The sequence below is a fragment of the Aureisphaera galaxeae genome (assembly GCF_028561275.1).
GTDB lineage: Bacteria > Bacteroidota > Bacteroidia > Flavobacteriales > Flavobacteriaceae > Aureisphaera > Aureisphaera galaxeae.
Map to the genome: position 1 here is coordinate 107,495 of NZ_JAQQTF010000002.1, position 20,570 is coordinate 128,064.

A 20,570-nucleotide genomic window follows, 5' to 3' on the forward strand; every position below is an offset into this window, starting at 1 on the left:
TGTCTTAAATTTTTGTAACCACAGAATCAAATTATTATGAAATATATAATCGTAACTCTTTTTCTTTCAGTTTCGTTTTTGTCCCTGGCGCAAACCAGCGACGAAAACTATGTAAAGAGCACCACGTATCGGGTGGAGACACCCGATGGGAATGTGGCCGATAATTCCAAAATAGAATCAATTACCTATCACGATGGCTTGGGAAGACCCAAACAGACCATTGCGTTACGGGAAGGAGGCAACCGACAAGATCTAGTAACCCCAATAACATACGATGCATTGGGAAGGCAGCGTAAGGAGTTTTTGCCGTATGCCAATCCCAACCTAAACAACGATGGGGCGTGGGTTCCCAATGTTGTTAATCTATTGGCACCTCAGTACCTAAGCAAATTTTCTAGCGATAGTGATGGAAGCGGAATGATTAATCCGTATTCTGAATCCGTTTTTGAAAATTCCCCATTAAACAGACTGCAAGAACAAGGGGCTCCTGGCATGGATTGGGTGGTGGATACTACAGACAATGATCATACTATAAAATATGTATACGATGTAAACTTTGAAGAAAACATCTATAAGTTCGATGTTGACTTTGCCGGGGGCTTAACGGTGGCTCCCGTACTTGCTTTCGACGGATGGTTTGGAAGTGGCGAATTGTTCGAAACCATTGTTAAAGATGAGAACTGGAAACCGTCCGATGGAAACAATCGAACTACAGTCGAATTTACAAACCAGTTGGGACAGGTGCTGTTGAAGCGAACTTTCAATTTCGATGGGTATACCCAGCTCATTCTAAATACCTATTATATCTATGATGACTTTGGGAATCTTACTTTCGTATTGCCTCCTATGGCATCAAAAGACATCGTGGAGAACAGCAGTATGGCAATTAATGCTGCTCAGATTTTGGGTGACTTTGCCTACCAGTATAAATATGATGAAAGAAATCGCCTAATTGAGAAGAAATTACCCGGAAAAGGGTGGGAGCATATTGTTTACGATAAACTGGATCGGGTGGTATTGACCCAAGATGTCAACCAGAGATCCATGAACAAATGGTTGTTTACGAAGTATGACGATTTCAATAGAGCGATATATACGGGAATATATGCGAGCAGCGATTCCCGGTCCGTGTTGCAAGCCGCAGTGAATGCTTCGCAGAACCCTAATGAAACTAGGGCCAGCTCCTTTACAGATTTCGGGGGGGTACCCGTGTATTATTCCAATAATGCATTCCCCAATAACACTTCTCAATTGGAAGTACTTACCATCGATTATTTTGACACCTATGACCCTATTCCTTTAGGTGATCTTTCGTTGCCCCTTCAGGTGTATGGAGTGGTCCCAGCGGCAAATACCAAGGGACTTCCTACGATTTCAAAAATAAAGGTGTTGGACACCAATCATTGGATAACAGAGCTAATGGGATATGATGATAAAGGACGCATCATCTATACTGCCAAGCAAAATGAGTTCCTAGAAACCATCGATGTTGTAGAGTCGAGGCTTGACTTTACGGGAAATGTAGAAACATCTACGACTACCCATGCCAAAGACGGAAACGCTACCATTAGTATAAAGGATTACTTTTCGTACGATCACAGAGGTCGTTTGCTTACACATTTACAGGAAACAGACAACCGCGCCCTAGAGCTTATTGCTAGTAACCAATATGACGAGTATGGGCAATTGGCCAACAAAAAGGTCGGAGGTCAACTTTTTGAGTTGGGATATACGGATGAGGTTCATGTCAATGTCTCTCCAACAGGACTCATTTACAAAACAGACCCTACCGATTCGTATAACGCTGGTCTGGCCACTCAAGGGGTGCTCGATTTTAATGGAGGGGTTCGTTTTATGGTGCCTCATGAAGGACGATACATGCGTTTGGGTTTAAGCGAAAGCAATACCAGTCCTGGAGTGGGAGATTTAGACTATTTCATGTACTTCTTTGTAAATGGTAACCAAACACCCATTTTTAGGGGATACGCCAGGAATCCTTCTACAGGAGGCTTGGATGTTCTGTTTACTACGGTGTATAGTGCCAACGACACCTTTGCGATAGAGTGGGATGGTTTCTATATAAAGTATATCCATAATGACACTGAAATTGCCGTCTATTCGCAAATAGTTTCACCCGAATCTTTCGTAGGGGATCTGTCATTCCGGTCTGCCGATTCATCCGTTCAAGACTTCGAATTATACGCTTCTAGCGATATCACAAAGTTTCTTCAAAAGGTAGATTATAGATACAATATTCGAGGATGGCTTACAGATATTAATAATGTAAATGATCTCATTATAGGAGAAATTGCTCCTTTAGATCTGTTCAATTTTCGCATTAATTATACTTCTATCGAAGGGGCCTCACTTAGCACGAATAGCACCCCAGATCCCTTTGATCCTTTGTACAATGGGAACATTGCACAAACCATTTGGAAAACAGCGAATACGGACAATAGCAAGCGAACCTACGCCTATTTATACGATGACCTAAATCGCATTATAAAAGCTCGGAACAGAACGGGTAACGACTTGGAAGTTGTGGATCCAGAACATACCTATAATCTCTGGGGAGTTAGTTATGATCAAAATGGAAATATAAAGCAGTTAAAGCGAAGTGGAAAATACACCAGCCAATTATACGATGACCTTTCTTATACCTACAGCGGAAATCAACTGCTGCGGGTGGATGAGAACAGCACAGCTACCCACAAGGATCTCTTGTTTAAAGATGACACCTCTCCGCTTGCAAAGTCAGATTACTCGTATGATAGTAATGGAAATATGAAAAGTGATTTGAACAAGGGGATCGCGACCATTGTTTACAATCATTTAAATCTACCTACTTCCGTACATTTCGACCCAGTCAATCTTGAACCTAGGATAGATTATGTGTATGATGCCAATGGGACTAAGATGAGCAAAACACTTGTCGACAACGGTATCATAACTACTCAATATGCGGGAGGTTTTATATATAATGATCAATCGGGGGTGTCAACATTGCAGTTCATTACCCAACCAGAGGGATATGTGGCCCCGACTCCAGTGGTCTCCCCAACCGGAGGCGAGACGACCTATTCTCAGTTCAAGTATGCCTATCAATATAAAGACCATTTGGGCAATGTTCGGTTGTCTTATATAGACGACAATACCGATGGAAGTATTGATCCTGCGAACGAAATCATTGAAGAATCGAACTATTTCCCTTTTGGGTTACGGCATTGGGGGTATAACGACTCCCAAAATGGGCTTGGAAACTCTTTCGCCCAGCAAAGGAAGTTTGGAGGGAAGGAGTTTCAGGAGGAACTGGACCTAGATTGGTATGATATTGCGGCGCGCAATTATGATCCCGCTTTGGGTAGATGGATGAACATTGATCCATTGGCGGAGGAAATGCGAAGACACAGTCCCTATAATTATGCGTTTGACAACCCTATCTATTTTATGGACCCCGATGGGATGGCGCCCCTTGGGAATATGGCGGCGGATTGGATAAAGAATGGCGATGGGACTTACACGGCTGAAGCTGGCGATAGTGCAGCTTCTTTAGCTATGGAAGCGGGAATTTCATTGGAGGAGGCAAACGCACTTGTTCAAGGCCAACTTGGCGCCAACTACATCGGCAAAGATGGAAAGATTAAATCAAATGTTGAGGTAGGAGATGTTATCGCAATACCAGACCAGGTGGAAGAAGCGGAAATTATATCGATAAATCAGAGAGGGATTGAAAAAGCTGTAAATGGAATAAATGCTGATGCACAGTTAATTACAGATCTTTACCAACAAAATGACTCCCTTGATAGAGTTGCAGAAAAAGCCATTTCACAATTTGAACTTCAACGAGAGGCAGGGGTATTTGAAGGACACCATTCTGACCCCACGATTACTGGAGCCATTTCAGAAATTGTCGCGGGTGCTAGAACTGGCTTCGTCGAAATTAAAGTTGCCAAGAGAAAAGCAAGAAATTTGGAGTTAATTGACAGCCTATCCAATGAAATACTTAAGAAAACAGATGAAATCAATAAAAGAAGAGAAATCATTAACAATCCTAAAATGGTTAATCATAAATCTGTGATTGAACTTCAAAAGAACAAGGATATACAACAATGATCACTTAATAGTAGTAGGAAATATTCACTCTAAAATGATCAACATAGGATCAGTAAAGACCTTAATGAATTACTTTCATTTTTTCCGACAAATATTCCAAGGCTAGAAGTATTGACTTTACACAAAAAATCCGGCCAAAATGGCCGGATTTTAATGCTTTCCGTTGTATCAGCCACCCACCAGCTGCAACAGCGATTCCTTTGCATGCGAATTGTACGGATCGAATTCCAAAGATTTTTCAAAGGCTTCAATAGCCTCATCATTTCTTCCTTGTTTCTTCAGGCAATCCCCATAATAATTGAAGGTGCGATGTGTGTAATAGCCTTGAGGATATAGTTCCATATTCAGTTTAAAAAACTTCATGGCCTCTTCACAATTTTCTTTATCGGAGAGCTCTAAACCGTATTCATTGATCAAACGTTCCGAAATAGCGTATTCCGAATCTTTATCATACTCTTCCCTAATGAATTCTATAATTTCATCGGTCGATTTATGATTGGATAATTCGGAAATACTTTTTCTATTCAACATTAGATTTCTCAATATCCACCAGTAGCGCCAATGCGGGGTGGCACTTCGACTTGAAAAATTAAGAAGCGTAAGCAGATCAACGGTGGTTTTGTGCACTATGACCACATTTCTTTTTGGAATTACGGTAATGTACTGCCCCATCGCCCCGCTGGCGGTGTATGCTCCTTCAAAGTCTGGGTTATCATAAAAGCGTTCAAAGGGCCACCACATATAACCATACGACTGCTGCATGGGCGTCGAAACATCCCTTCCATATCTTTTATTCACCGTATCGGCTGGGGTTACAGCTGTGGTGATTTTTTTAATCCAATCCTTAGCCACTAGTTGCTCACCTTTCCATGAGCCTTCCTGTAACATGAGTTGTCCAATTTTTGCCATGTCCCTGGTGGAAAGATGCATGTGATAGGCAGAGTATCTCGACTTCTTTTCATTCACGGTCCTTTTTTGGTTTTCGATATGCCAATCTTGAAATCCTAGAGGAATGGCCAATTGCTGTTCTAGTTCCTCATATATTGTATTTCCCGATTTTTCCTCCAAAATATGCCCGGCAACATTGAAATCCCAGTTGTTATACACAAAGTATTCGCCGGGCTTTACACTTCCTCTTTCCTTTATATTGGGGGTATCATAACCACCATTGGCAGGGATGTGAAATACGCCAGATCTGGAGGTTATAATGTGGTCGACAGTGGCCTCTTTTTCTATAGGCAATAAACCATCGTCTTCATCGATGCCCAGATCGCCAATGGATTCATTTAGATCGATGGTGCCATTGGATACGTATTTGCCGTATAAGATGGCTAGGATACTTTTCCTAACGGATGCGTTATAACTCACTTCGGAAACATCCCCGTATTCGTATACGACCTTTCCGTTTTCTACAACAATCATGCTCGTTGTTTCGGACTCATCCTCGAGATACGCCCCTATTTCATTCAGCTTTTCCGCAGTGAAGCTCGAGTTTGCCAAAGATTTCTCTTTCTCGAATGATACACCTTCATGGGACGGACTTTTATAGAACCAAGTTTGTGGACTTAAACAGGAAATGGCAGTAGTCATAAGTGCTATTGCAATTGTGGCTATGATAACTCTCTTGATTCTATACTTTCTGTACATAGAAGCAAGAGCGTCTCGTTTGTGAATGATGAGGTATGCCACCGCCAAGTTTGGTATCCAGCTTAGCCAGGCGACCATCTGATAGGCTTTCACAAATTCACCGAAAATCAGGATTAGAAGTGGCAACCATAATCGTAAAGTAACCGCACCGAACGTGCCTGCATAACTATAGATCATAAATTTTCTATGGGCCTCTATATTTCCTTTTCTCACGGTGGTATATCCTAAATAGGTAAGAATGATCCAAAAGACGGCTCCAATGGAGAATCCTAATTTGGGTGAAAGCCCTCCTGTGGCGTGAAGTGCGATATAGAATCCGGGAATTCCACTTATCAAAACAGAGAGCACATAGATTTTTCCGATAGCCCTGTGGAGGTTCATGTATTTCCTTCTTAATTTCTTGCTGAATTGCAACCAACCAATTAATAGGGCAATCCCCCCGAAGGTAATATGCAAGTAGAAGGTAATCTGATATAAGGCGCTATTGAGTAATTCGGGTGATTTCGATCGTAATAATGCAACCGGTTCGTCGGCCAAAAGGTATTGTATGGGATAGAAACTAATGACTATACATAAGCCTCCAAAAATGATCCAAGCTAAATTTTTCATTGAGATGTTTTTTTTGATTGATGCTGGTAAAAGTAGCATCATCAGAACGTCTCAAAGCCTATTTTTAAAGGGAAGGTATAAAGGCAGCTGTTTTAGGTTGCATTGTATGTTTTTGGTATAAAACAACGTGTTTTAGGTACGAAAATCACAACGATAATAGCTGCGATTTGTAATTTTTGGAAACAGGGAGTTCCATTTGAGTGAGTGAAATAGTAGTGGAGTCTTTCCAAGATTTGAAGTGTGCCGGATTTATTAAATGAGAACGGTGTACCTGAAGTAGGAAATCAAAATCGGTTTGCATTTTTTTCAGCGAACTCCGAATTAGTTTCGATTTAAGTTCATTGTTTTCCACATAGAAGATCTCGACATAATTTTGGGAATTGGAAATACAAATAAGTTCCGATTGTTTAATTTTTAGAACGTCCAATTTATTCTCCCCTTTGATGGTGATATCGTCTTTAGCTGGCGGAATGAGTTTAATAGAATACCTCCTAATGAAGAAGAGAATAGGAGTTAGAATCAAGAAAACATTGACTATAATTTTCAGGAAATATGTAGGGAAATCATAAATCCCCCTAATTATTGGACTTCTATAATAGCCATATGTGATTGTTGTATATAGCACATAAAAAAGCACGTAGATGCTCACTTCATAAAGCACTCCCCATCGGTTCAATTTTTGAAAGAGATATTTTTGAAAGAAGCTCACTATGGCATACGAAATAAATCCTATGAGGCTATATCCAACACTCACCAGTATCCAAACCTTAGTATCCATAGTGCCATGCTCGAAAGGTCTTGAAAAAAAAGAAAAGAGAAAGCTCCAAATACTGATAAATATCCCAATAATGAGGTGATGCTTTATAGATGGATTTAGGGTTTTCATGTACTTTTTCGTATGAAAATTTAGAAGATTTCGAATGCAAAACTAAGACATATTTTTTTGATAAGAGACTTTCCTCTACCGTGTTGTTGCCCTAACTGAAATTGAACCTTTTCATCATTATTTACAGGCTTCATGAGACCTTCTTTCTTTAAAATTAGTCATCCATAGTCAAATCTTCAAAGAAGCCTAAAACCATTCTAAGGGATTTTACGTAAGTGTAGAAGAACAATTAAGTTTTCATGTTGTTAAATGAGTAGAGAATATCAAAATCTTGTCCTACTTTTGGCCACTTTATTTTTCTATCCATCGAATAGCGTAAAATTTAATTTCACTGTAGTTGGAACATCATTTTCGATAAAAAACAATGAAATATTTTATACCTATTTTGGTCTTTTTGGTCTTGCACAATGCTAATTCACAAACCCTAGAGGGAACCGTTATGGACCAAGACGGCATTGCGTTGGAAGATGTCGGCATATTCAATAAGAATAATGGAGAGCACAGCCATACCAACGGTAATGGTAGTTTTTCGCTCCCCCAAACCAGCGTCAATGACACCGTCTATTTTTCACTCTTGGGCCATACCACTCATACCCTAATGATCTCGACTGAAAATTTGAAGAATCCTGTTACAGTAACATTGCAGCGGGCCTCTGTATCACTAGAGCAGGTGGTATTGGTCTCTAAAGTGGATGTGTTGAGTAAAATTGTGGAAGCCGACGTTCAGGTGAATCCTGTGAAATCATCCCAGGAAATGCTGAGAAAAGTCCCAGGCCTATTTATAGGACAACATGCAGGTGGTGGTAAAGCCGAACAAATCTTCTTGCGTGGTTTCGATGTGGACCATGGTACCGACGTAGCTATAAGCGTTGAGGGTATGCCCGTTAATATGGTGTCGCATGCTCATGGTCAGGGTTATGCCGATCTTCATTTTGTGATTCCGGAAACCTTGAAGAACATCAATTTTGGCAAAGGCCCGTACTATGCAGATCAAGGAGATTTCAACACTGCCGGATTTGTTGATTTGAAACTAAAGAAGCAGATTGACAACAATCTTATTTCGTCTGAAATGGGACAGTTCGGTACCCGACGATTCGTGGGGATGTTTAATTTGCTTGAAGAGGAGAAGAGTTCGGCCTATGTAGCCTCCGAACTTTATTTAACTGATGGCCCGTTCGAATCCCCTCAGAATTTCAATCGATTCAATCTTATGGGACGGTATCTTTTTAGTGTGCCGGGCGATCAAGAGCTATCAATAACGGCATCTCATTTTCAAAGTAAGTGGGACGCTTCTGGTCAAATACCCCAACGAGCGGTGGATCAAGGTATCATTGGTCGCTTTGGAGCCATAGACGACACCGAAGGAGGAGAGACCAGCCGTACCAATCTGGCTGTAAACCATCACAAAAGACTTAGCAAGGGAAAAACTTTGGAAACATCGGCCTATGCATCCCGTTATGAATTTGATCTCTTTTCAAACTTCACCTTCTTTTTGGAGGATCCCGAAAATGGAGACCAAATTCGCCAGTTTGAGGAAAGACTACTCATGGGGGCCAATACCGTATTCAAAAATGACAATGTTTCACTGGGGAAACTTGACTTTGACTATGAGGCGGGTATTGGTTTTCGTTACGATAATGTGGATAATAATCAACTTTCCCGGACGCTCAACCGTCAAACCGTTTTGGAGCGTTTGGCCTTTGGAGATGTTGATCAGGTAAACGCGAATGGCTTTGTAAGTGCTAATTTTAAATCTGGAGATTTTAGCTTTAATCCCGTGTTACGATTGGACTATTTTAAGTTTGACTATGTGGACAAATTGAGTGAGTCATACGATAACCGAAGCGAGGAAAAGGTTGCCTTTAGTCCCAAGTTCAATACCATTTATAGTCCCGCACCGGGAACGCAGTTCTTTTTGAAGACCGGTATAGGCTTTCATTCCAATGATGCGAGAGTAGTGACCGCGAATGGAGGAGAGAAGACCCTTCCTGCGGCCTATGGAGTTGATTTGGGCACCATTTTGAAGCCGACGGATCGGTTGGTTCTAAACGCCACCCTTTGGTCGTTATTTTCGGAGCAAGAGTTCGTTTATGTTGGCGATGCTGGAATTGTGGAACCCAGTGGCAGAAGTAGGCGATTGGGATTTGAATTGGGTGGTCGCTATCAAGCTACAGACTGGTTATACTTGTACGCCGATGCCAACTATACCCATGCCAGAAGTACCGAGGAGCAAGATGGGATGGATTTTATTCCTTTGGCGCCAAAACTTACCTCAATAGGAGGTCTCGTAATTGATGGTAAGCGTGGGTTTTCTGGTGGAATCAATTACCGGTATATCGATGATCGCCCAGCCAATGAGGACAATTCCATTGTGGCCGAAGGGTATCTGGTAACCGATGCCAATGTTAATTACAACTTCGGTAATTGGACGGTTAGTTTGATCGTGGAAAACATTTTTGATACCGCATGGAACGAGACCCAATTTGCCACAGAAAGTCGGTTGTTCAATGAATCCGAACCTGTGGAGGAAATTCACTTTACCCCAGGATCACCGTTTTATATTAGAGGAAAAGTTTCTGTACGTTTTTGATTGTATTTCTGACCCTCGGAATCCACAACTAGGAATTTTTTCAAGATGAACTTCATTCTTGTTCAGATTTGTTTTTGGATAATATTAATCTCGATCTGTTTAGCAGTATTAAGACTAACAGTGTCATTACTGAGGGAAATAGGCCTCTAAAAAAAGCATAGTAAGTTTCATAAGGCTCCGAAAGATCCGTTTTGGCTAATTCTCCAAAAAGGAGCTCTCCATAAGGTTGCGATTCGTAGAAACACGACATAAGTAGGTTATAACCTAGATGTAGTCCCAGACCAATATATATGGATTTAGTTTTGTAGAAAGCATAAGCCCATACGTATCCGGTAACCCCGGTGATTAAAATAACGTACCCTATTAGAACCCATCTTTCTGTTGTAATTCCATAGGAAAACACATGATAAACACCAAAACATAAAGCGGAAAGAAAAATGGCCCATCGGTGCCCCAATCTTTTAATGAGAACATATAGTAAGGCTCCTCTAAAGACAAGGTCCTCGGTTAGTGCTGATTTTATATGGTAGATAAACGCCTTGAAAAGAACCTTTGTGTGAAATCCTTTAGATTCCCACTGTACGGCTTTTAGTACGGTTTCAATATAGACCAATATGGAGCAAAAGATAACAATGATTGCAAAACCTGCTAAAAACTGAGCGAGATGCTTGGGGGTAGGAGCAATGCCTATGGCTCCAAGATTTTTTTTCTCAACTAGGAACAGAAGCCCCCATGAGATTAATAGAATAACTAGTAATCCTAACATTGTAAGTGTATTTAGTTTGATTTTACCTAAGCTCCTAGGCTTTCTGTTTCAGAAAAGGAATTGAAAGAGGATAGTTGCACCTACCAGAATCTAAGGCTGTCATTGTATTTCGTATACTGAAAATGATTCCTAAAAGAAGGATGGCTCCGGTGAGAAAATAATTATAGCCAGGAATGATAAAGTATAATAATAGCGAAAGCACGAAAAAAAGACTGACGCTGCAGTGAAAATTGATAACGGCCCTTCCGTGCGAATCATACACTTTGTTTTCGTCTGCCTTATTCATCCATACAAACATTGGGAAAAGAATGTTTGCCAAAGGAATAATAAACCCGAAGAATGGAGAAGCGTGAAGTAAAAGCATCCATTTTCTGCTTATAGGTTCTTCCTTGGGGTCATTCAAAACGATGAGGTCTTCAACTTCGATTTCCAGCCCTACCGCCAGTAACTTGATTGTTTGCAAATGAGGTTGAACTTCTCCCTTTTCGATCCGCTGTATGGTGCGCAAACCAACGGTGGTCCTTTCGGCCAGTTCGTCTTGTGTGTAGCCTTTAAGCTTTCGCTGATATAATAAATTCTCTTTTAGCGTTGGTTGTTTCATTTCACGATGTTTGATGATGCAAATCTAATGGCTACACTTGGTTTTTAACACGCCATTTAAATGTCACCTATATGCCATGTAAAGGATTTAAAGGGGTTTACAGCTAAAATATCGGTTTTTTAAGACTAATAGTATAAAATTCCTCGCTGGGGTATTTTTAGGGAAGGCCTTGGAAGTGTTCCTGAATATAGAAACAAAAAATCCGGTCGTTTAGACCGGATTCATCCGAAGCAGAAAGCCCCGGGTAAAATTCTGGGATTTTTTAGTCGGGACTTTATGTTACAATTGTCGTTTATTTCTCAATTACTTTCGATGTAAATTCCAGTTATACTCCATATAGGTAATCTTCGTACTCTTGATCAATTTATCTCCACTGCTATGCCTATTAATGAAATTGATAAGGTTAAAATCATCCTTATACCACTCAAATATCTTGGATAATTTGGCATACCTTGTTGTAATTATGTTCTTTGTTTTATCATTGATAAAATTACTGGTAGCAACGCCTAAATCATATTCTATGGTCTCAGGTTGATAGGCGGTTCGCTTTAATTTAGGAGAAGAGATGGCTGTAGAATACAATGCAAAATGTACTCTGGGATCATTTAATTTTCTGATAACTTCATGCTCAATCATGTCAAGCGATATTTCGATTCCATCATATTTTACAATGTCTATCTTAAAAGCGTCTCTTATATAATTGATGCTTTTAATGGGATAATTTTCCGCCAATAATTTTATGACATTGGCATTGTAGAAATTAATCCAGTAAGATTTCAACTCGCTTGGGGTCCAGCTGGCATTGGGAGATATCTTCGAAAAATTGCTGGTAATTTTATTGAGTTGCTCCATGTTCTTTAGGACTTTGTCGTAGTTAACAACTCCCTTATTAGAGACATGATCCTTTAAAAATTTATCATATTCGGTTAAATCGATGGTCTGAGAAAATGTTGATGAGCACACTACTAATGCCAATAAAAATAAAAATCGTTTCATAGTATTTTTAATTTGGGTTAACGTTTAACTGGGTCGTCTTTGTAGGAAAAAGCTAACAATTTGTAGGAAAAAACTATATGTTCTAGAAACAACATTGTGATTTAGAGCTCCTCCACACTTCAACTATGCTCAGTGCATCGCTTGTACTTCCTCCAGCATTCTTTTCTAGAACTTCGGCAGGTAAACCCTGCCCATGAAAGGCTGGTTCTCACCAAATAAGGTCAAAACAAAAACTCCGTCGGCAGGTGATGTTATATGGATGGAATATTCAGGAAAAAATCAGGAAAAGATCAGGAAAAGATCATGGAGATCCAGAATATGACGTATGTAATTCATTTAAATTGCAATAGTAAAATTGAGTTTTATGGTATACCCTGAATATGTAATCAATGGAAAATTTAAGATTTCGGTCGAAACGAATGAGATTACAACTCTTAATGACGATAAACACAATGATGTATATAAAATAGAACCGCGAACCATGGAAGTTCTAGGCAGGTTACTGGATGCGGACGGCAATCTTGTGTCACGTGATTATTTATTAAAGGTTATTTGGGAAAATTACGAGGGAGGTGACGAAGGAATAAACCAAGCCATATCTAAACTACGTAAAGTCTTTAAAGATGATCCTAAGAATTCCAAAATTATTGAGACCATATCGAAGAAGGGATATCGAATAATTGCAAATATTGAACATGTAAGCAAAGTCGATAAAGGAAGTATTGAAAATGAAGTAGCGTCCGGCGATAATGCATCACAGTCTAAGCTATTAGAATTTTTAAAATACCTAAGCACTCCAAAACACCTTGCCGTATTTGTGATTTTGGCTGCCTTCGTAATTGCAGTTCTAATCATTCTCTACAAAATTATTTATGCCTTGGTATGGAGTTAGACATCAAATTCAAATTATAAATTTCTAGAAAAATGAAACTTCGATTTTACATTTTATTGGTTTTTATATGCACGTTTAGTTTTTCAGTTTTTGCTTTTGTCGGTTTAGACAATACACACGAAATTTTGACATATGATACATATGAAATATTTGTGGACAAAAAAGAACCTCTAAGAGTTCATGTGTCAGCAGAAGTAAGGATAAAAGGTGATACGCTATATATGAACCCAAATTGCCCGAACTATGACTATCCGGAAGGCTGGACCAGCTTTGTTAAAGATCTTACTATAACGACTCTTAAAGGGAAACCCGTTTCTTATGAATATGTATCGAAGTCCAAATGGGTGATAGAACCCAATCGCGAAGAAGTTTTGAAACTCGACTATGAGGTAGATTTATCCTTTACAAAGATCAGGTGGGATGTGGGTAACGAACAAGCTGGGTTTACAGACGGCAAATCGGTTTATACCGTTAGTAAAGCACTATTTATCTATAGCAATATGGATAGTGCCTCAATGGTGAGTTTTAACCTACCATCACAGTGGAACTTAGCCGTTCCATGGAACTTAATGAAAGATAGAAATGAGTATACTTTTTACGTAGCCAATAGAGAAACCCTTCTTGAGAATTCTTTGGTTTATGGAGATTTTCATTTAGAAAAAATTCAGCATGGTGCTTTTCAATTTACGCTCGCCCTTTTGGGGGATGCCAGAAAAGATTCTGAATTGTTCAATTCTATTTTATCTAAAATTACTAGGGCATATTTGAAGATTTTTGATAAGACTCCTACATCCAATTACCTAGTGACCATGTTCTATGCAGCATTAAATGATGGGGAGTCGTTCAATACAAGCTTAACATTTACGCTTAAAGATCCAATAAACGAGCACAACAAAATAATTTGGGCCAATCAAATGGCACATGAACTTTTTCATTATTGGAATAGTGACTTAATCATTGCCGAAAACCGGACGGATAGGCAATGGTTTTCTGAAGGGACTGCCGAATATTATGCGAATATGACCTTAATACGAGAAGGGATTATTCCAGAATCCATATTTCAGAATAAAGTGGAAAAAGTTCTAGGATTATATCAAAATTATCGCGGATGGAGGGAAGGAAAGACATCTCTTTTAGAAGCTGGAAAGAATAAAGGAGTCCATCGTTTTTTAGTGTATAATGGAGGCTGGGCTGTGGCGATGGCCTTAGATATAGAAATAATAGAAAACTCCAAGGGTCAGAAAAATTTGGACGACTTCATGAGATCGATGTTCGATAAGTTTTCAACCACTCCATATACTTATCAAGACTTGGTAGAAACGGCCTCTATTGTGGCAGGGACAGATCTTACGGATTTCTTTGCTAAATACGTTGAGGGTACTGAATTATTACCTCTGAACGAGTATTTGGGGAAGTTGGGTTATACCATGTTAGATATTATATATGAAGCAGAAATGTACTTGGTAAAAAAATCGGATGATCAATTAGGGCTGCATGATACGTGGCTTAGAAAAAAACCTTAGTAAAACTACTAGAGGTTTGGTTTTGTATCGCAGCAAAGTAGAACTTTGTTCACTTCACTGCGATAAAATGAGCTGAGCTCTACTTTATAGCTCCTCCACACTTCGGCTTCGCTCAGTGCAGCGCTTGGACTCCTGCCTGCGTTCTTTTCAAGAACTTCCGCAGGTAGACCCTACCCAAGGCAGGCAGGTTCTCGTCCAAGTTTTTCTAATTGTTTCTAGGATAGTCTATATCCTTTAGTGTTTCCCTCAGCATTAATTTCAACATTCTTTTACCTTGGCTTGTTTTAAAATATTTTTCTCTTCTCATAGCATCTTCCTTGCTCATGTAGAATTCACAAAAGACTAATCTTAAAGGCATTCTTTTCGATGTACTAATCGTTCTTCCAGCGTTGTGGTCTTTCAGTCGTTTTTCGATATTGGTAGTAAAACCATGATATAGCAGAAGGTCTTTTTCACTTTGTAGGATGTAAACACAAAAAGGCAGCATCATAAATAGTACAAATAAAAAACCCCTAGTAAAACTACTAGGGGTTTGGTTTCATCTCGCAGCAAAGTAGAACTTTGTTCACCTCACCGCGATAAAGTGAGCTAAGCTCTACTTTAGCGCTCCTCCACTTGGACTCGAACCAAGGACACCCTGATTAACAGTCAGGTGCTCTAACCAACTGAGCTATGGAGGATTTTATGTCAATTTTTAACCCTTTTTCTCGGGTTGCGATCTCCGAAGCAATACCATTTATTGCGTAGGAGGGTGCAAATATAAATTAAATTTTATCCGCGCAAAAAAGAATTTTGCATTTTTTTACTTCGTTATCGCTCGGTAGATATCGTTACCATTAGCGAACAACAATAATGCGATCAATAAAAAGAAACCAACAACCTGTGCATACTCCATGAATTTGTCGCCCGGCTTACGCCCAGTAACCATTTCCCAAAGCAAGAACATCACGTGGCCCCCATCCAATGCGGGGATCGGTAATAAGTTAAGTACCCCCAACATAATGGAAAGGAAAGCTGTTAGTTTCCAGAAATCTTCCCAACTCCATTCCGAAGGGAAAATGTCGTAAATGGCCTTAAAACCACCTACACCTTTATAGGCCCCTGTTTTAGGGTTCACAATCTTCTTAAGCTGCCCCCAATAATTGGAAATTTGCTTTACGAATTTATCGGTACCTACCCCAAAGCTTTCACCAAAGGAATAATGCTTTCTTGTTAAGGCAAAGTAACCTTCAGGCAGATCGGTAAAACGTTCTACCTTTCCAACAGGATAAATACCCATCTTGCCTTCGTCCGTTACCTTTAAGGGAACTTGGATATTCTTTCCATCCCGAACAACATCGGCCATGATATCCTGACCTTTGTAATTGAGTAGGGTAGGAACTAAAACGTCATAGTATTTGGTGGGTTGCCCGTCGATCCCTACGATAAGATCTCCTTTCTCAAAATCACCATCTTTGTTCGGAGAGGCATCGTCTACCCGTCCTACCATAAAAGGAATTCTCAATTCCAGTAAGGATACATCGTTTTGATCGGTGATTCTCCCAAGGAAATCCTCAGGAAGGTCAATAGTTTTTTGAACACCACCTTGCTTTTCGATGGTAATTTTCTCTCCCAAAATCATAGCGGAGCGCATGTCCTGATAATTGGTAAAGGTTTCTCCGTCGATAGAAACAACCTTATCCCCGGTTTCGATTCCTAACTCCTGTAGTACCGGATTCTCTACCCAGTAACCATCTTCTATACTGTTGGTAGCTACCGTTAAATCACCATAAATAGCAGAGGCAAAAACGTAAATAAGCAATGCCAAAATGAAGTTTACAATCACTCCACCCAACATTATGATTAATCGCTGCCAAGCTTTTTTACTTCGGAATTCCCAAGGCTGTGGGGGTTGGGCCATCTGCTCCTTGTCCATGCTCTCATCGATCATCCCCGAAATTTTCACATATCCCCCCAAAGGAAGCCAACCAATTCCGTATACGGTCTCCCCAATCTTCTTTCTGAAAAGGGCATATTTTATATCGAAGAAAAGGAAAAACTTCTCCACACGGGTTTTAAAGGCCCGAGCAGGAAGATAATGCCCAAATTCATGCAAAACGATGAGCAGGGAAAGGCTCAGCAGGAATTGGGATATTTTTATAACGATTTCCATATAATAGTCTCAAAATTTGAACGACAAAAGTAACTGAAACTGGGCGGTTAAAAAAATTAATAAATCTTCTTATCCCTTGTATTAGAAAAGTTTTAACGCTTCAAGCAAGCGCATTCCTTTTTTAGGTGGTAATTTTGCAGAAAATTATTGGAATGCTCCAGTTCTTTGCTAAATACAAACCCTTTGTAATCGTTTTAGGGATACTTTCCGTCTTCATTATTTACGGTATGTATACTGCCCTAAAGCCCGTTCCCAAACTGAAGGTCTATCAGCCTGCCGATTTCGATCCAGAATTGGTAGATACCACCCTTCAACACGTAAAGAAATACCACACTATATCCGATTTTGCTCTGACAAACCAGAATGGGGAAACCGTCACCCAAAAAACCTACGAAAACAAAATCTACGTGGCCGACTTTTTCTTCACCACTTGCCAAACCATTTGTCCGATCATGACGGATCATATGTTGGAGATTCAGAAAGAACTAAAAGAAGAAAAGGATATACTGCTACTGTCGCATACCGTAACACCGGAAATAGATACCATTGCACAATTAAAACGATATGCCACCGAAAAAGGAGTGGATGACTTGAAATGGAACTTGGTAACAGGCGATAAGAAACAGATTTACGATTTGGCGCGAAAATCGTATTTAGTCGTGAAAGATATACCGGGCGTGGAGAGCTACGGAATGATACACACCGAGAATTTTGTATTGGTAGATCCTCAAAGGCGTATCCGTGGCTTGTACGACGGAACGGATCCCGAAGAAATCCAACGGCTTTTGGAGGATATCGAGATTCTGAAGAATGAAAAATAACGCCCCAATGGAATCGATCCAAAACCTTTACGATTCCACATTTTTCTACTACATTTGCACTGTTTAAAATTATTCTAAATAAGAAACATGCCCACCATTGCAAATCTTAAAAAAGGGGAACGTGCCATTATCAAGCAATTTTCCATCGATTTGGTTCCCTTAAAGTTATTGGAAATGGGCTGCCTTCCGGGAAATGAAGTGTTCCTCGTTCAAACGGCACCTTTTCGTGACCCACTTTACCTTAACATCAATGGGAGCCATTTGGCCATTCGCAAGGATACTGCCGCTCAGATTGAAATAGAATTGATCTCCTAAGTATGGCAAAACAGTTTAATGTTGCACTTATTGGTAACCCAAACACAGGAAAAACATCCGTTTTTAACCGACTTACCGGCCTTAATCAGAAAGTAGGGAACTATCCTGGAATTACGGTAGAAAAGAAAGAAGGTATTTGCAAACTCGACCGCGGTGTAAAGGCCCATATTTTGGATCTCCCCGGAACCTATAGCCTCAATGCTTCTTCTTTAGACGAGAATGTAGTGATAGAGCTCATGCTCAACAAAAACGATAAGGATTATCCCGATGTGGCCGTTGTCGTTTGTGAAATTGAAAACCTGAAGCGTAATCTACTGCTCTTCACCCAAATAAAGGATTTGGGAATCCCTACCATTTTGGCGATCAACATGTCCGATAGGATGAAGCGCAAGGCGATTTCCTTGGACATTGAAAAGCTCGAAGAGCGGCTCGAGACGAAGATTGCGCTCATAAGTTCCCGAAAGAACACAGGATTCGATGCCCTGAAAAGCTTAATCGCCAATTACAAACAAATCTCTACCAAACCTTGTTTGGATGCATCGGTCATAGCACCGGAATATTTCGATCAACTGAGGAAGACCTTCCCCAATCAGGATTTATACAAGCTCTGGTTGGTCATTACCCAAGATGTCAACTTCGGGAAGTTGGACCGAAACGAATTTCAAGGGGTAGGATCCTTTAAAACAGAATCTAAGAGTAATCTTAAGCGGCTTCAGCAAAAAGAAACCATTAAGCGCTACCAGTTCATTAACGAAGTGCTCAAGGAAACCTTAGAAATTGATACCGCCAATGCCAAAGACTTTAGGAGTCGATTGGATCGTATCCTTACCCATAAAGTGTGGGGTTATTTTATTTTCTTCGGAATTCTATTGCTCATTTTCCAGGCGATTTTCGACTGGAGTGGATATCCCATGGATTTCATCGATGAATCTTTTGCTTCATTGAGTGAATGGGTAAAAGATACGTTGCCCCCCGGGGATTTCACCAACCTCTTGGCCGAAGGAGTCATTGCTGGTCTAGGCGGGATCGTTATTTTCATTCCACAGATTGCCTTTCTATTCCTGTTTATTTCGGTGTTGGAAGAGAGCGGCTATATGAGTCGGGTAGTATTTTTAATGGACCGTGTTATGCGTCGCTTTGGACTTAGTGGAAAAAGCGTGGTTCCCCTAGTGTCCGGGACAGCCTGTGCCATTCCCGCCGTGATGGCGACACGAAATATCGAAAACTGGAAAGAACGTCTTATCACCATATTGGTTACCCCATTTACCACTTGTTCGGCACGTCTTCCCGTGTATCTTATTATCATCTCATTGGTGATTCCCGAAGAACGTGTATTAGGTATTTTCAATCTTCAAGGACTTACGCTTATGGCCCTTTATCTGTTGGGCTTTGGAGCTGCTATTTTCTCGGCCTATTTGTTGGACAAGATGCTAAAGATTCGAAGTAGATCCTTTTTTGTGATCGAAATGCCCAATTACAAGGTGCCCATGCCCAAAAATGTATTGATTACCGTAATAGAGAAGACCAAGTCCTTCGTTTTGGGAGCGGGAAAAATTATTTTGGCTATTTCCATTGTACTTTGGGTGTTAGCTTCCTATGGTCCGGGCGACTTTAATAATGCGGACGAAATTGTACGGCAACAAAACATAGGTACTTCACTTACTGAAGAAGAGATCGAAACCGAAATAGCTTCCTTTAAATTGGAAAAGTCCTATATCGGCATTCTGGGAAAAGCCATTGAACCCGCTGTTGCTCCTTTAGGGTATGATTGGAAAATAGGAATCGCTGTGATAAGTTCGTTCGCAGCCCGTGAAGTATTTGTAGGAACCCTGGCAACCATTTATAGCGTGGGAAGTGAGGAAGAGGAAACAATTAAAAATAGAATGGCGGCCGAAGTCATTCCGGGAACAAACAAACCTAGATTCAATTTTGCCAGTGGAATTTCCCTATTGCTGTTTTATGCCTTTGCGATGCAGTGTATGAGTACCCTAGCGATTGTGAAACGGGAAACGAACAGTTGGAAATGGCCGATGTGGCAATTAATAGGAATGTCGGTGATAGCGTATATCACTGCGCTAATCGCTTACCAAATTTTAAATTAATATCTTTAGTGTATGCAAACGATATTGGTCATCATTACATTTTGTCTGGCAATGGGCTTCTTATTGAAGAAATTCGTTTGGAATCCTATTTTCGAGACTCGCCAGAAGTCTTTAGGGACCTTAGATGGTGATAAAACCAAGTGTGGCAACGATGATTGTGGGTGCCACTAATTACCGCCTTCACCAATAAGTAATGAGTAGGGGCCCATTTCCTTTTCGTTCTCCGGATAAGGATTTACCGCCATTAGCTCGATAAAATAACCTTCCTTTTTATAGAACGTTTTATTCTTGGAAACGGCATCCGTAGCGCCTAGGGTAACCTCATGCATAGTAGCCTCTTTTCCTTTTTCCTGAATGGCTACTTCCACGCGTACCTCACCTGCCCACATGCAATTTACATACTTGGGACAACGGGAATCTTCCAATACCTTGACAAAAGTGATGGACACATCTCCCAAAGTCACCGTTTCATCCAATGCTACCTTCACCCCAATTTGCGGGGAAGCGGCTTTTTCTTCTTGCGCCATAAACAATGTGGGAATTAAAAAAACGATAAA

15 protein-coding genes and 1 tRNA gene are annotated in these 20,570 nt (G+C 40.3%); 7 read left to right on the top strand and 9 right to left on the bottom strand.

From position 1 onward, the window contains the following. Positions 1 to 36 precede the first annotated feature (36 nt). Entirely contained in the window at positions 37 to 4,113 is a 4,077-nt protein-coding gene (locus POV27_RS00430) for a DUF6443 domain-containing protein (protein WP_272860749.1), read from the top strand. A 168-nt stretch (positions 4,114 to 4,281) separates the two neighbouring features. On the opposite strand, the gene POV27_RS00435 is transcribed toward POV27_RS00430, so the two are convergent. Together POV27_RS00435 and POV27_RS00440 are read right to left on the bottom strand one after the other, a co-directional pair. Beyond that, positions 4,282 to 6,369: a DUF2306 domain-containing protein gene (locus POV27_RS00435; protein WP_272860750.1), complete on the bottom strand. Its 2,088-nt coding sequence runs from the start codon at positions 6,367 to 6,369 to the stop codon at positions 4,282 to 4,284. 145 nt (positions 6,370 to 6,514) lie between these two features. After that, positions 6,515 to 7,255: a LytTR family DNA-binding domain-containing protein gene (locus tag POV27_RS00440; protein WP_272860751.1), complete on the bottom strand. Its 741-nt coding sequence runs from the start codon at positions 7,253 to 7,255 to the stop codon at positions 6,515 to 6,517. Between the two features lie 364 nt (positions 7,256 to 7,619). Between POV27_RS00440 and POV27_RS00445 the strand changes: the two genes are divergently transcribed. Then, a complete protein-coding gene (locus tag POV27_RS00445; RefSeq protein WP_272860752.1) occupies positions 7,620 to 9,845 on the top strand; it encodes a TonB-dependent receptor in 2,226 nt (741 codons plus the stop codon). A gap of 52 nt (positions 9,846 to 9,897) precedes the next feature. Here the strand turns inward: POV27_RS00445 and POV27_RS00450 are convergent, their stop codons facing one another. The 3 genes from POV27_RS00450 to POV27_RS00460 form a co-directional block, all read right to left on the bottom strand. After that, positions 9,898 to 10,611 carry a CPBP family intramembrane glutamic endopeptidase gene (locus tag POV27_RS00450; RefSeq protein ID WP_272860753.1) on the bottom strand — a complete coding sequence of 238 codons (714 nt, stop codon included), beginning with the start codon at positions 10,609 to 10,611 and terminating at the stop codon, positions 9,898 to 9,900. 34 nt (positions 10,612 to 10,645) lie between these two features. After that, positions 10,646 to 11,212 carry a helix-turn-helix domain-containing protein gene (locus POV27_RS00455; RefSeq protein ID WP_272860754.1) on the bottom strand — a complete coding sequence of 189 codons (567 nt, stop codon included), beginning with the start codon at positions 11,210 to 11,212 and terminating at the stop codon, positions 10,646 to 10,648. A gap of 303 nt (positions 11,213 to 11,515) precedes the next feature. Continuing rightward, the gene (locus POV27_RS00460; RefSeq protein WP_272860755.1) at positions 11,516 to 12,208 is read right to left on the bottom strand and encodes a DUF547 domain-containing protein; all 693 of its coding nucleotides are present in this window, start codon (positions 12,206 to 12,208) and stop codon (positions 11,516 to 11,518) included. A 364-nt stretch (positions 12,209 to 12,572) separates the two neighbouring features. Between POV27_RS00460 and POV27_RS00465 the strand changes: the two genes are divergently transcribed. Together POV27_RS00465 and POV27_RS00470 are read left to right on the top strand one after the other, a co-directional pair. Then, the gene (locus tag POV27_RS00465; RefSeq protein ID WP_272860756.1) at positions 12,573 to 13,100 is read left to right on the top strand and encodes a winged helix-turn-helix domain-containing protein; all 528 of its coding nucleotides are present in this window, start codon (positions 12,573 to 12,575) and stop codon (positions 13,098 to 13,100) included. Positions 13,101 to 13,132: 32 nt separating this feature from the next. Continuing rightward, a complete protein-coding gene (locus tag POV27_RS00470; protein ID WP_272860757.1) occupies positions 13,133 to 14,623 on the top strand; it encodes a M61 family metallopeptidase in 1,491 nt (496 codons plus the stop codon). Between the two features lie 205 nt (positions 14,624 to 14,828). Here POV27_RS00470 and POV27_RS20325 read toward each other — a convergent pair whose 3' ends face one another. From POV27_RS20325 to rseP, 3 genes are all read right to left on the bottom strand, one after another. Continuing rightward, complete coding sequence (locus POV27_RS20325) at positions 14,829 to 15,113, bottom strand: GIY-YIG nuclease family protein (RefSeq protein ID WP_419179930.1); 285 nt, start codon at positions 15,111 to 15,113, stop codon at positions 14,829 to 14,831. A gap of 116 nt (positions 15,114 to 15,229) precedes the next feature. Then, a tRNA-Asn gene (locus POV27_RS00475) sits at positions 15,230 to 15,303 on the bottom strand. Positions 15,304 to 15,425: 122 nt separating this feature from the next. After that, entirely contained in the window at positions 15,426 to 16,775 is a 1,350-nt protein-coding gene (gene rseP / locus POV27_RS00480; protein WP_272860758.1) for an RIP metalloprotease RseP, read from the bottom strand. A gap of 152 nt (positions 16,776 to 16,927) precedes the next feature. Between rseP and POV27_RS00485 the strand changes: the two genes are divergently transcribed. The 3 genes from POV27_RS00485 to feoB all read left to right on the top strand — a co-directional run bounded on the left by POV27_RS00485 (position 16,928) and on the right by feoB (position 20,013). Next, positions 16,928 to 17,596, top strand: a complete 669-nt coding sequence (locus POV27_RS00485; RefSeq protein ID WP_272860759.1) for an SCO family protein — start codon at positions 16,928 to 16,930, stop codon at positions 17,594 to 17,596. A gap of 87 nt (positions 17,597 to 17,683) precedes the next feature. After that, positions 17,684 to 17,911 (top strand): FeoA family protein, encoded by a 228-nt coding sequence (locus POV27_RS00490; protein ID WP_272860760.1) that lies wholly within the window; start codon positions 17,684 to 17,686, stop codon positions 17,909 to 17,911. 2 nt (positions 17,912 to 17,913) lie between these two features. Beyond that, complete coding sequence (gene feoB / locus POV27_RS00495) at positions 17,914 to 20,013, top strand: ferrous iron transport protein B (protein WP_272860761.1); 2,100 nt, start codon at positions 17,914 to 17,916, stop codon at positions 20,011 to 20,013. A gap of 167 nt (positions 20,014 to 20,180) precedes the next feature. Here the strand turns inward: feoB and POV27_RS00500 are convergent, their stop codons facing one another. Further along, a complete protein-coding gene (locus tag POV27_RS00500) occupies positions 20,181 to 20,540 on the bottom strand; it encodes a hypothetical protein (RefSeq protein ID WP_272860762.1) in 360 nt (119 codons plus the stop codon). Between the last annotated feature and the right edge of the window lie 30 nt (positions 20,541 to 20,570).